Genomic DNA, 15,239 nt, shown 5'->3' on the forward strand with positions numbered 1-15,239 from the left:
ATGCTCATGAAATTTTTTGATATTTCTTTACCCTTAAGTGTTGTTCAAAAGATAGTTCGTTATGTTCCTCCAGAAGATAAAAAGAAACTAAGTTTCGTCAATCAAAGCTGGAGAGAATTATTGACCCATGAGGGTTCTGAATTATTTATTGACGCACAAGACTCAACTGATGTCTCTGAGCTGCGTCCTCATATCGAAGCTTTTCTGCCGGTAATCCCCCAATCGCCGATCACAATAAAGCGTTTAACAGAAGGATTTTCTCCCTGGGCCAACAGTTATTTAGTACAAGTGGGGGATGAACGTTTTGTATTGCGTCATATAAGACATAAGGAAGGGCGAGCCCGTGAAATACTTGCATCTATTATTTTCGCGCACAGCAAAGTAGCTCCTGGAGTAGAGTATTTTGATTTTTCTTCAGGTGTTGTGATCATGCGTTATGTAGAAAATGATCCTTCAATTACTGGAAAACTTGATGATGAGCAGCTGAAACTTATTGCAAAAAAATTTGCGCTAATACACTCAGGGCCTCCTTTCAAAAAGCGAGCGGAAATTGAAAACTCCACCTTAATCACTGAACGTAGAGAGACCTTAAACACTTATGCTAAAGCTTCCCCTCTATTTTTCTTGCAGCAATACGCCTTGATGCAACTGGACGGTTTAACCTCTTTGGTAAAACAAACTCATTATTGTCACAATGATGTCAATCCCAACAACCTACTGGCAACTCCAGATAATTTCTATTTTATCGATTGGGAATGTGCCGGATTGAATGATCCTTTCTTGGATTTAGCGACTGTAGTTGCCACATTACGTTTAAAGGCTCCCGCAGCCAAATCTCTTTTGACTCATTATTTGGGGCATGAACCAAGCAGTGAAGAATATGTGCATTATGTGCGCATGCAACAAATTGCTTTATTGCGATTTGCAATTTGTTTTGCAGCCAATATAAAGGATCCCTTAAGTGTGAGTCATGTTGATGTTGGATCAATTCCGGCATTTAATGAATATCAGCCCAGTGATGGAAAAATTGATAAAGGAAGCGATATAGGCAAGTTTTACATCAGCGTGATGCTCATCAAACAAGCGATGCAAACCGTTAATGATTATCAATTTAAGCGACAACTCAATACCGGCTTATCAGATCATTTGGCTAAGCCGGCCAAAGATTTTAATTTTGGAGCGCTGCAAGTTCCTTATTTTATCATGGGAGGAATTTTAAAATATCTCCGTAGGGATGAAATTCAAACTCTTCGTCTAGTCTGTCGTAGTTGGCGCTTATTTGTAGATGACCAGATTGTGAAACCTAAGGAACTGATCTCTGAGAGTACTGTGGAATCAATAAGTAACTCCGAAGCGATTGCTACTCGTTTAAAGTCAGTTGTGCAGTCATTTCTTCCCTGGAATGTAGGTGCTATAAAGCCACTGAACGGGGGGTTATCGCCTTTCTGTCAGAATTTTTTAGTAGAAGCGTATCATCAGAAGTATGTGATTAAAATATTAGAAGAGGGAAGTGCTCAAGGATGGGTGGAATTGTATGCCGCAGAGGCGGCATCGAGTATGGGCATTGGTCCACGAATGATTTACTTTAATGCAGCACAAAAAGTAGCTATATTTGAATTTGTAGCGAATGATCCCCGTTGGCCATTGGATAAATCATTGGATAGATTGGCATCACTTGGTTCAGTGATTAGTGCATTACATGCAATCAAAGTACCTCAAAGAAAAGTGAGCATAGAAAGCGATAAATTTCTGCAATTAAAGTCAAGGGTTAACGATCTTGCTCAAACTAATGCTCAGTTCGAAGATTTTTCCTTGGTCATCTCTCTATTTAATGATTTAGATTATTTGTTAAGTCTCAATCCTAAAGCCAGTTTGTGTCATTACGACATGAATCCCTGGAATATTTTATTTCAAACAGAAGAGAAGCAATTTTCGTTAATTGACTGGGAATTTGCTCGAGTCGGTAATCCGCTGTTTGATGTGGCAACAATCGCGAATTTTTTACGTTTAAACGCGTTAGAAGAGGCTTTTCTCCATATTGCTTACAAAAAAGGGCGAATTAGTGCACTCGATGAAGCTTCTTACCAAATCACTAAAGCTTATGTTTATTTGCGCTATGCTATTTGTTCACTTGGGCTCAATACAAATTATGATTTTAAAATTGATCAAAGTATCTTAAGTAACTTACCACCTTTTAATCAATTTAATCCATTTCAGTTAAAAATTGATAAAAACACAGATGAAGGGCGTTATTATATTGCTCTAATGTTTGTAAAAGCAGCGATGAATTTGCTTACGGACAAACAATTCATGTCTCATTTAAAGACTTATCAACTGGGGTTTAAAACGGACTATATTCCCTCCTTTTTTGCACATTCATCAGACAGGTTAGATGAACAGAATGGACCAGGAATTAACGCGAGTTTCAAACAAGACTCTTACTCTTGAAGATACGACTCCTGTATTGATAGGATTAAGCTTAAGACTTCCCCACATAGAAAATGAGGAAGCTTTGTGGCAATTTTTAGTTGCCGGTAAAAAAACACGTTGTGCTGTAGATAGCTCGAGAATGTGGCATAGTGAAAATGAGCTGACCTATGCCAATTTATTCTCTGATTGGGACTTCTTTGCTCCAGAATTATTTAATCTCACCCCAAAAGACATCGCTCACATCGATCCTCAACAGAAATTGTCTTTGTATGGAGTACATACTTGTCTGGAACAGGTCGGCCTGACGCAACGGGAGTTGCAACAGGCAACTACGGGTGTCTATGCAGGCGTAATGACTGTTGATAACTTGCATACCTATGCAAGAACTATGGTGGAAAGTGACAGTTGCTTCTTTTTGAATAATTGTGAGGCCAGTGTTGCCAATCGGGTTTCGCACTGCTTTAACTTTACTGGCGAGAGTAAAAGTATTAATGCAGCATGTGCCAGCTCTCTAGTTGCCTTAAAAGATGCGTGCGACAGTATCAAGTATGGTCAAAATGATTTTGCTTTTGTTATTGGTGTGAATTACATCAACAGTACTTTAAGGCATCAAAGTTTCAAAAAAGCAGGAATGCTCTCGAGAAGTGGTTGGTGTCATACTTTTTCGATGCAAGCAGATGGGTATTTACCTTTGGAAGGTATGGTTACTTTGCTCGTTACTTCAAAAGCAAAGGCTGATTCATTAAATCTTCCCATTTTAGCTGCTGTGGCAGGAATTAGTTGTAATCACAATGGAACCACAAGCACGATGACTGCTCCCAGTGTGACCGCACAATCAAAACTCATTCGTTTGGCGAAAAAGCAATGTTTGAATCTTGATGTAGGATATGTTGAAGCTCATGGAACGGGGACAAATCTTGGCGATCCTATCGAGCTTGAGGCCTTAAGCCGCAATTATCCTGGTTGCTTTGTAGGCTCGATTAAAGGAAATTTAGGGCATATGGAAGCTGGTGCCGGTTTATTAGGTGTGGCTAAGTGTCTTCTTATTTTAAAAAATCGACAAATTCCTCCTCACGTACTCTCTGACGCAGCGCATGTTTTATTACCAGGAATTTTAAGGATCAATACAGAATCAATTGATTATCATCATTCGCAAATTGCGGTAAGTTCTTTTGGGTTTGGTGGGGCCAATGCGCATGCGATTTTGCAAACAGTTCCTGAGCGCTCACCGATTCGTACAGAAGAGCCCTTTAAATTACCTTTATTGCTGAGCGCAGCGACCAAAGAAGATTTGGAATCACTCGTGACGCGCGCTGAGGATTATCTTCTACAGAAGCAAAAGTATCATTTGGCATTAAACTCAATTTATACCCAGGAGCACCATACTGCTTTTCGCCAGGCAGGATGGCTCAATGATCAGGATGAGACCATTAATTGGGTGTCATTGCATCATGACTTGATTACGCTTCCTGGTTGTTGTGCACAGGGCTCCGTTTACCTAAGACCCTACATGCAGCATGCTTTTTCTGAACGGTTGCCGGAATATTGGATGAATCTGATTTATGATTTTTTACCTGATATTCGATGTATTGAGGCTTATGGACATGCTGTTTCTCTTGCGTTGCACGCCAATCACAAGATGCAAACACATTTAATATTAAATGGTGAACAATATCCAGCATTAAGTGATTTAGATGAGTATGTATGCGAACTTATTGATGGTTTGGTAATCGACCCCTCTGAGGTGGATCGACTTATTGCTGAAAGTGTGGCGCTTTACCTGCATCAATATACATTTAAAGCGCTTTTGCAAAATTTACTCAATCGCGAATTAATCGCCTTGTTTGAACAAGGTGATGTAGCGCTCCTGCCAGATGAAGGAATTAAAAATCATCACATGATAATTATTCTTTTGTGGGCAAGAGTTCGTGTGATTAATAAATGGGAATTAAGCACTGTAAAAAAAGAATTACTCAACCGTTTTCCTGCTGCCTTGGTTGAGCTCATTGCTTTGCTTGAGCGGCAACTGCTCTTGCCAGAAGAGCTTCTATCCTTATTAAAGCGGGATTCTGTTTTTATCGACCTTTTTAAGAACAGATTAATTGAGCGGGTCACCACAATTTCTCAAGCTAACTTATTTATTTTATTAAGTGCTTATTATAAACCGATATTGAGCTTACCTTGCGATTCACAGAGCAGTGTTTCTGATCAATGTATTGTTCATTTTAATGAAGGGCAACGTATCTGTATTGATCTGGATCAAACGAGCAAACTCGATGCTTTGACATTAAGTGATGAGGTAGTTCTTCAGTTATGGCTTATGGGTTGTGTTATCGATTTTCAACGTTATCTAGGAGCGATGCCTTTTGAGCGCAAACCCTATTTTAAGAAAGCGATAACAGCTCACTCCTCATCTAGCTCCCGCAGCTTGTTGGCGGAATCCAGTGTTTTTTCTAGACCCCTCGATCCCGCCAACAAGCCGCGGGACGTAGCAGAGGGGAGTCATTACAAAACCAGAGAACACCCTTTAGAAAGACAATTCGATACATTACAAACTACAGTGAAATCCATCAATCATCATGAATTGTCTCACCTGAATCAGGTTGATTGGACTCAGTTTTCCTTAAATGAGCTATTGAGGCAAGATGTCTGGATCACGATTGATTATCCGGATAGAAATCCAATCCATTATGTATTGGAAGCGATACGTCAAATCACGATAACCTGTGGTGTTCAAGTTAAAAAACAACGCGTGATTTACCTGCAGCTGGATAAGCTTTATTCTTCTGAAGAAGTCCAATTAGTCACTCATTTTGTAAAAGCGATTAATTTAGAAATCAGTCCACTTCACATTAAAGTGATTGATTTTCAAGGAAAATTTTATCAATATGATAGAGTCACTTTACAATTTCCTAAGCTGCTGAATAAAGGCTTAGAATACCGAGGAATCTATGTTCTGGTTGGCGGCGCTGGTGGAATCGGCTTAAAACTGGGCGCCTATCTCCAAGAACACTACAAGGCACAAATTTATGTGCTAGGCCGCAAACCCTATAAGCAATTGAATGAAGCGGTAAAAATCCAGTTACAACAAGCTGAGATGATTTATCAGGACTATGATCCGGATAACGATGAAGCGCTTCTAACCCGTCTAAAACAAATAGCTTCTATACAGAAAATATCGGGTATTTTCCATTTAGCTGTTGCACGAGATGACGAATGGTGGATGAAGCAAAGTGAGAACTCATTATCCACTACATTGATGCAAGTCGTTCAGCGCAACAATTGGTTAGTTGCTGAAGAATTATCTCAGTACGCCAACAACCTGTATGTCGTTACATCCATCCAAGCCTATTACCCTAATTTAGGGGCTACGAGATACAGCTTTGAGGCGGCTTTTAAAAGTTATTTATCGGCGCAACAAAAAAGTCTTCCTTGTTTTGTCAGCGTATTAGGCGTGATCGAAGGCATTGGTTTGGCAACCTCTGCTGATTATTCACAGTATATGGTGAATAATCATCTGGCTCCTTTATCGTTTACTCAACTGATGACCCTTTTTGAACTGCAAATCGCCAGCAATACGCCTTTTGCTTTAATTACCGGAACTGCAAAAAAGAGCGAGCTGATTGCGAAGGTAGCGATCAACAAAAATAAGAGCCTGGACGGATTTGTTGCACTCAGTCTCTTGCTGCAGATCAATCAGTCTTTTCCCATACATGGTTGTTGCATTGCGACCTTTCTGGCTCCTTTTCAAAAACATTTGCAACTGTTGGTTCGCGAGTTACTTCAGATCTGGCAAAAAATGTATTTTATTCAATTGGAGAATGACTTTATTTTTATTGCCCAAGATCTCAAGCAACTTGAAGCACTAAAAAACAGCTATGAAGCTGATTTAAAAGAAGGGGATTATGCGTCCCGTCTTCAATTATTTGCAGCAGTATGTGAACACTATAATGACCTATTATCAGGGAAGCTATTGCCGCAGCAGGTTATTTTTCCTCAGGGAAATACAGAGTTAGTCCAAGGTTTTTATGAGCATCATCCAGTTGCAGATCACGCCAATCAGATTCTGGCAAGCAAACTGAGAAAGTACTGTATGTCGGCGCAAAGAACACTAAAGATTCTTGAAGTAGGTGCTGGGAGCGGCGCTTCGACTCGGGCGATTTTAGCAGCCTTGCAGGGTCAATCCTATGTCTATTATTTCACGGATATTTCACCTGCATTGGTTAATAAAGCAAAGCGTTATTTTTCTGAGTACGAACACTCCATGGAGTTTCGAATCTTTAATATGGAGCACATGGATGCTCAGCATGAATTTTATCATCAATTTGATTGTGTCATTGCGACCAATGCTATTCATGCAACGAGCGATATTTTAAATTCCCTGAACAGCTTGAGTGAATGCTTGGTTGATGGGGGACATTTATTATTGAATGAGTTAGTGGAAAAGACCCCTTTTACCACTGCTGTTTTTGGCTTGTTTGATGGATGGTGGAATGCAAAAGACCAACAGGTACGCCAAATAAATTCACCCTTATTAAGTGCCGAACAATGGATATCTGTATTACAAACCATGCAATCAAGCGAAATTGAATATCAAAGTTCATGTTTAAATTTTTCATCAGCGGAACAAATTGTCCTCGATACCAAAATAAGGCGACAGGGCAAGATAAACAAACAATCCAGTTTGTTAATTCCCTTATCGAAGGTATCTATGGCTCCAGTAAACAAGCCACCGGTCGAAGAACAGCAATCCCCAATTCATTCGACAAACAATCAGAAATGGATTATCGAGCAATTGGCACAAACACTTTATTTGGATAGTGAAACAATTCAATTAGATGACCGATTATCTGATCTTGGATTTGACTCATTAAGTTTGAGTGATTTATATCAAAAATTAAAACCCCAATATCCTGAATTAGGTATTGCTGAATTATTTGCGGTAGATACAGTCAATGCATTGGTTCAACGATTCACTCATGAACACTCTGAAATTCCTGATAAAGTGAATCCTGATTTAGAACATTATAATTGGGAAACAGATATTGCCATAGTCGGTTTAAGTTATCAGCTTCCGCATACCGGATCCGATGATTTCATTTCCATGCTGCAACAGGGCAAGACAGCATTTGGGCCGATTCCTAAATCACGTTGGGCGCATGACTCATTTGCCTACAGCGGTAGCTTTTTAAATGACATTGATTGCTTTGATGCCGCTTTTTTTAAATTGTCTCCACGTGAAGCGGCTTTTATGGATCCGCAGGAACGTTTGCTGTTGCAAAATGCTTATTCGGCTCTGGCCGATGCGAATGCTTTTCCCATTACGTCTGACAATCAAATTGCAGTATTTGTCGGCATTAGTGGTGCTTATTATGCGTGGTTGAATGAGGATTGGACCACCCAAAAACATGCTAATTCTTCTTGTGCTTATTGGTCAGCCGCAAACCGCATTTCCTACAGTTTTAATCTACACGGACCCAGTATGGCGGTGGATACCGCGTGTTCTTCTTCATTATCAGCACTTCATTTAGCGTGTCAAAGTCTATTGACTGGTGAATCGAACATGGCCGTCGTTGGTGGGGTCAATTTAATTGTACATCCACGACAAATGGTAGAGCTCTCTGATTTGCATATGCTTTCAGCACAAAACATCAATGCCACTTTTTCTCAAAATGCAGATGGGTTTGTTTACGCCGAAGGGGTGGTAGCTTTATGTATTAAAAAATTAAGTGACGCGGTTGCCGAAGGCGATAAAATTTATGGAGTAATTAAATCGACTGCACTGAACTCCGGTGGCAAAATGCAGGGATATACCGTGCCAAACCCCGAAGCGCAAAAACAAGTAATCCTTTCGGCCTTGCAAAAAGCAGAAATTAATCCATCGCAAATCAAATATATTGAAGCTCATGGAACAGGAACTGTTTTAGGTGATCCAATCGAAATTAAAGCATTGAGTGATGTTTATCAAAATAAAGTATTTATTGGTTCGATTAAGAGTAATATTGGCCACAGTGAAGCATGTGCTGGTTTAGCAGGGTTGGTGCGAATTTTATTACAATATCAGCATGAAGCAATTTTTGCCGCAGTTAATGCCTGGCCGTTGAATGAGCATTGTCATTTTGAAAAAACACAATTTATTATCCCGGAAAAAAATACGGTTTGGGGACACAATAAAGGATTTCGTTTTAGTGCGCTAAGTTCTTTTGGTGCAGGTGGCTCCAATGCACATGTTATTTTACAAGACTATCCCATTATTCCTGAGCCTAATACAAAACAGCATTCATTTAAAAAGCAGCGACATTGGATCGTTCCTCGTACTGATTCAGGGGCTATTCACGAATACCCCTTGTCTCTGGAAACTCAAGCGTATTATTTTGAGCAACACCGATTACATCAACGTCCGATATTGCCTGGTGCTGCCCATATTTATTTTTGTTATCAAGCGTATGGGCGTTATAAAAACAAGAGATCCAATATCAGCATTCGTAACATAAAATGGCTTCATCCCATTTTCGCGGATCATCAAGCGGACAACAGTTCATTTAAGATTCTATTTAAACCTGAAAAGAGCCACACAGTGTGTGAGTTATCAGGGGAGCTAGTGCATTCGAGCAGCATTTATTACTCTTTAGATGAGCGGGCTGTTATTAAGGACTATGCGCCATTTACTGTTCAGTGTACTCATGATTGTTCCGTTGAGGAGATGTATGCTCAATTTCGCCAAAACAATTGGTATCATGGCAAAGCATTTCAATGCGTACAAACAATTCGGATTAATCCAGATAAAAATAAAGCAATTGCTGTATTAACTCTCTCAGAATCTCTTGAGGATCCCACATTGGATCCGCGATTGTTTGATAGTGTTTTGCAATGTGTTTCTGTCTTACAAGAAGGGTTACCTGAAGAGCAGGTATATATACCCCATGGAATTGAGGCGTTGAATTTATTTCACGTGTGGACCTCTAAACTTTATGTCGTTGTTGAAGACAAATCCCAACGAAAATTTTCTCCACGTTATGACATTTCTATTTTTGATGAAAAACATCATTTGGTCAGTCACATTGCCGGCTTTAGTATGATTCCTATTCATAAACAGCAAATTCTTCCGCAAAAAATACCAGTTCATTATTTTAAGCCATTCTGGCAGCGTATTTATTGTGAGAAAGCAAAGGACAGAACTTTTGAATGGTTGCAAGTCACTGATAGACCAGGCACAGACGCAGAATGTTCCATAATTCTGGTGAAGCAAGTGCAAGGCTCACCGCAATTCATTAATCTACTGCAAAATATACAGTACGCTTTACAGTCAAGAAAAAAATTAAACCTGATTCTGTGTTTTGATGATTTTGGAGATACTGCAGTTTACGCACAAGGAGTTCATGCTTATTTACGTACAGCACGGCTCGAATTTCCTGAATTGTACTACAGTGTCGTTCTTTTGCCTTGGGAGTTTCGTAGTCAATTGTTGCCGCTGATTGCACAAAGCCAATTGCCTACTTGGGTTAAAGTAAATCAGGGAGGCTTTTTTCATACCCAATATTATCATGCAGTCACCCCAGAGAAGAACAGTACGCGCTTATTATTTAAAAAATCGGGTGTGTATGTCATTGCAGGAGGAATGGGGGCGATTCCCAAAATCATAGCCCAGTATCTGCTCACTCAATATCAAGCTCGCGTGTTACTTCTTGGTCGACGTTATCTATCAGCAGAAGATAAGCACTGGATACAGCAAAACAACTTAAGCTACAAACAAGTTGATATCAGTGACTATGAAACACTGCATTCTGTCATTGCTCATTTTGTTTTAGAACAAGGAGGAAGCTTGAATGGCTGTATTCAGGCAGCAGGGATTCAGCAAGATAGTTTAATCCTTAATCAATCAGCTGAATCAATTCAAAGTGCTTTGGCGGCAAAAGTAACCGGTACCTTGAATTTAGATCACGCAACAAAGGAGTATCACCTGGATCATTTTCTTTTGTTGTCATCCTACTCCTCGATATTAGGCAATATTGGACAATCGATTTATGCGGCTGCTAATGGATTTTTAGATGGTTTTACTGTGTTACGTGAATCAATGCGCATCAAAGGTGAACGTACAGGGTTTACCTGCAGTATTAATTTGCCTTTTTGGGCGCAAGGAGGGATGCAGGTTAGTGATTCGGTTTTAGCGCGCATGCAAAAAGAGTGGGGCATGCAAGCCATTAGCAATACTGCTGGATGTCGTATATTGGAGACTTTATCCGCTTTACCTTGGCCGCAAATTATTGCGCATCAAGGTGATCCAGAACTCATTTTAGCGTCATTAAATCATTCGCAATCAGCGAAACAATACAGGTCTGAAGCACATATGGAATTTAAACTTTTTGTAATCAACACCATTAAAAAAGTATTGGAGCTTGAAGATCATTTTGATGTGACCTCATCTTTTGGTGATCTTGGTTTTAACTCGATTTTATTGACTGAATTGGCAAACCATTTGAATGATGCTCATGATTTAGCAATTACTCCCGCAACATTTTTTGGTTATAAGACGGTTTCTGAGTTTATTGAATTCTATGAACAACAAGTCCCCAAAGCGATATCTCACGACTTAACTTGCCCAAGCGGCGCAGGATTTGTTCGCGAGATCCAGCAAGATGGTGAGATTACTGGATCCCGCGAACAAGTCGCGGGACGTCAGCAAGGGCATGATCATAAGATTCAGGAAAATTACCCGGTCATTATCGGTTACAGCGCATTATTGCCAGGATGTAAGGATTTGAATGATTTTTGGCAATTGTTGTTAAATCAAGGAAATGTTTTTAGTCAAACGCCAGCGAATCGGTTGCACTACATGCAACAACATCCTGGAGCATTTATTGAGGGGGTCGATGCATTCGATGCCTCATTTTTTAATCTTTCTCCGCTTGAAGCAATGGTGATGGATCCTCAGCAAAGATTATTATTGCAAGAGGTATGGCATGCTTTAGAAATGGGCGGAATTAATCCATTACAATTAAAAGGATCTGCCACTGGTGTTTATGTAGGCGCGTCAACTTTTGATTATGCCAAGTTATTGACCCGTTACCAAATTAATAATCCCTACATTCCAGTTGCCACAGTACACAGTTTGCTGGCGAATAGAATATCTCATTATTTTGATTTGACTGGACCGAGTGAAGCAGTAGATACCGCATGTTCTAGCAGTTTATATGCTCTGGATCGCGCCGTGAAAGCGATCAAACAAGGAGAGATTGATCAAGCGATAGTATGTGGCGTCAATTTGTTACTGGACGATGAGTTTTTTAATGCATTTAATCAATCAGGGATGTTGTCTCCTACAAGCGCGTGCAAGCCATTTGATAAACATGCCGATGGATACATTAGAGGAGAAGGAATTATTGTTATTCTTCTTCAGAAGCAATCGTTAGCACAGGCACAAAATAATACAATTTATGCACGAGTTCTTGGCAGTGGTGCCAATCATACGGGTAAAGCCAATACACTGACATCACCCAGTTCAAAAGCCCAGCAACAACTGTATGAGCAAGTTTATAACTCAATTGATATATCGCGTATTAGTTATATTGAAGCTCATGGAACGGGAACTCCATTAGGTGATCCGATTGAGTTGGAAGGTTTAAAGAATTTTGTTGCCGATAAAAATGTAGCCATTGAGGTGGGTTCGGTTAAAGGGAATATTGGCCATTTGGAACCTGCTTCAGGATTGGCGGGATTAATCAAAATTTTGTTGATGTTCCACCATCAAATGATTCCTGGGCAAGCGAATTTGTCTGCAATTAATCCTTATCTGGTTCTGCAGCAATCAGGACTATCGATTAGTCAAGAAACGCATCCATGGCCAGAAAAACAAAGCAAAGGCGAATTCATTCCGCGTTGTGCGGCAGTGAGTTCTTTCGGTTTTGGTGGGGTCAACGCGCATGTCGTTTTAGAACAAGGAGATGCAGTCCAACCACAAAGGACCACTACTTTTGTGCCGTTAATTCCTCTTTCTGCAGCCAATGAGGCAAGTTTGAAGGCTTTGGTAAAAAATTATATTGATTGGTTGCAAAAAACCGATCATTTTGAGCCACACAGTTTCTGTTTTACCTTACAAAAAAGACGAGTACACCACCGTTATCGGGTCTTATTTCAATGGCATAATCAACCCCAATTGATTGAACACATGCAAAATTGGCTCAAGTCATCTACAGCCCCCTATATTGCTGATCGGTACCAGTCCATGGCACAAGCTTATCTGGCGGGTGAGGCGGTATTTACCCATGAACTTAATTCTAATGACGTATTGGGTGTGCATGCGACCCCAGCCTATCCATTCGAACGCAAAAAAATATGGTTTAAAAATCAAGAGAATCACTTGATCTATGTACCTAAGAAATTGAACGTTGATGCCGAAATGAAACATCAACCTCTCAACCAAAAAAATATCTTAATTATTCATGCAGAATATTTCGCTGCAACAATAGAGCAGATGAGGATCCAGCTTGAAACAAACAATAAGATTTTGAGCTACAGTCTGGATCACTTTGATCCCAATGAGTTGCAATTATTTTTAGCTGCCCATCCTGAGCTGGATTACCTTATTATCTATCCGCTGATACCCGATTTTCATTTAGGGTCCAGTCTTTTTAATCATGATCTACTCCAGTTTATCAAGCCTTTATTTGATGTATTAAAGAGTGCATTAAGTATGCCCCTGTTTACAAAAGAGATTCATATTGATTGGTACTCTTATGTTGCTGAAGCCCACCATCCGCAAGTTGCCATGGTGACTGGTTTGTTGGGTTCTTTAGCTAAAGAAATACCCCATTGGCAATTCAAACACTTCATCATCGACATCCCTTTAGAATTATCGGTGGTGGAACGAGTTTATGAAGGGCCACATCAAACCATTTACTATCAAAATAAACAGTATTGGTTAAATACTTTGGATTTAGCTACGGATTGTGACGCGCATGATTTTCTCATAAACCAAGGGACTTATTTGATTTTGGGTGGCATGGGAGGAATTGGGCGTCAGTTGGCGCAATTCTTGATGAAATCTTATCAAGCGCAAGTGATTCTTGTAGGACGTAGCCCTCTAGATGAAGAGGAACGTGCATTCTTACAGGCGTACGGCACGCAGATTGAGTTTATTCAAACCGATTTCACCCGAGAAGCAGAATGTGCTTTGCTGATTAAGTATCTGCAAGTGAAATATCCAGTCATCGATGCTGTGTTTAATTTGGTGATGCATTTGCATGACAGCACAGTTGACTCCATGACCTGGCAACAATTTCGCAGTGTGGTGGATGCCAAATTATTCAGTGCCCATTTCATTTATCAGTTGCTTCAACACACTCAAGTCAACGCCGCTGTGATTTTTTCTTCCATGCAGAGTAGTGCTTGTCTTGCAGGTCAAGCAAATTATGCGGCGGCAAGTAATGCGCTTGATGCCTATTGTCTGCGCTTGGAGAATGAAACGGCATTACCCGTTAAGATCATTAATTGGAGCATTTGGCAAGAAGTGGGTGCCGTTACTGATTCTTTTTACCTTAAAAGAGCGCGCAGTTTAGGTTTTATTCCTTTGACGACAGAACAAGCACTTGAGGCGCTGCAAATCGGTTTAAATAGTCAGTACGTGCAGTTTGCAATTCAACATAAAAGTGTATCGAATTGCTCTCAACCCTCTGCTTCCCGTGACTTGCCGGCGGAATCCAGTGGGTTTCATTCTATTAGAACTAATCCCAAAGCCATAGCGGTTATCCCTTTAAAAAAAGGATTAGAGGGAGTGAATCAATTTGTTGCTCATTTGGTTCATGATTTACGGGAAAAACAAGTTTTTGCAAACAAGGTGATGCCTAAGTATGCACGGTTGGTAGAGCATTTAAATGATTTACCTCCTCGTTCTCATGATGAATTATCGAATCAATTGCTTGAGGCTTGTTGTCAACAAGACTCTGACTATGAAGCTTATTATCGCCTAGCTTACCTTTGTTTTTTGAACTATGAATCAATATTAACGGGTGATAAGGCGCCTGCAGAGATTGTTTTTTCAGAAGAAGGGCTTAAGTTATTGTTTGCTCTTTACGCTAAAAGCCCTGAATCAAGGAAATGTAATCAGCAGATTGCAAAGTATTTAGGTGAGTTTCTTCGTACAACCAACACACCAGTGAAAATCCTTGAGCTCGGTGCTGGTGTGGGTGCAACTACGGAAACCTTAATGGATGTGCTGAATCACTATGAGCAGGTTGATTATTACTATACGGATGTTTCTTCATTTTTCTTAAATCAAGGAAAAAAATTACAAGCCAAAGTGCGCTTTAATTTGCAATGCGAACATTTGGATATGAATCATTTAGCCGAATTAGCTGATGGTTCTTTTGACGTTATTCTGGCTTCTAATGTACTCCATCTAGCCAATGATTTAGATCTAACCCTCAAGGAATTGCAGCGTATTCTCAAGCCTCAGGGTGTGTTTTTGTTGAATGAGGCAGTGCAAGAACAGGCTTATTTGAATTTTATTTTTGGTTTATTTGATGGCTGGTGGCAAGCGCGCGACGCGCAGCGATTAAATGCCTCTCCTTTATTAAGCCAGCATCTTTGGCTGCACAAATTAACTGCATCAGGTTTTAAGGTGTTCGAGGCAGATTTGCTGAAGCAAGAAAAAGCGCAAAACGTTTTTTGTTGTCACTCTCGCTATAATGAAGCACCTAGTGAGCAAGAATTTCAAAGGAGCAGTCCCTTATCCGTCCTTCGGACCTCGTTGTTCCAGACTGGGGGAGAAGGGCTCCATGATCTTTTAGCGATTACTCAGAAAATTTCTGAAT

General features: G+C 40.2%; 2 protein-coding genes (1 of these 2 running past the window's edge). Both read left to right on the forward strand.

Going from position 1 to position 15,239, the window contains the following annotated elements; translation table 11 throughout:
- Positions 1-2,448, forward strand: a complete 2,448-nt coding sequence (locus OQJ13_RS14295; protein ID WP_265711503.1) for a phosphotransferase — start codon at positions 1-3, stop codon at positions 2,446-2,448.
- Positions 2,393-15,239, forward strand: the 5' portion of a protein-coding gene (locus OQJ13_RS14300; RefSeq protein WP_265711504.1) for an SDR family NAD(P)-dependent oxidoreductase. It continues 272 nt past the right edge of the window; 12,847 of the gene's 13,119 nt are visible here — the first part of the coding sequence; its start codon is at positions 2,393-2,395; the stop codon falls past the right edge of the window. Before OQJ13_RS14295 ends, OQJ13_RS14300 begins: the two co-directional genes overlap by 56 nt.

Source organism: Legionella sp. PATHC035 (assembly GCF_026191115.1).
In the GTDB taxonomy this organism is placed as follows: Bacteria; Pseudomonadota; Gammaproteobacteria; order Legionellales; family Legionellaceae; genus Legionella.

Bases quoted from the DNA above. Each gene is read 5' to 3' on its own strand.
- OQJ13_RS14295 (WP_265711503.1), top strand. From the start codon at position 1: ATGCTCATGAAATTTTTTGATATTTCTTTACCCTTAAGTGTTGTTCAA.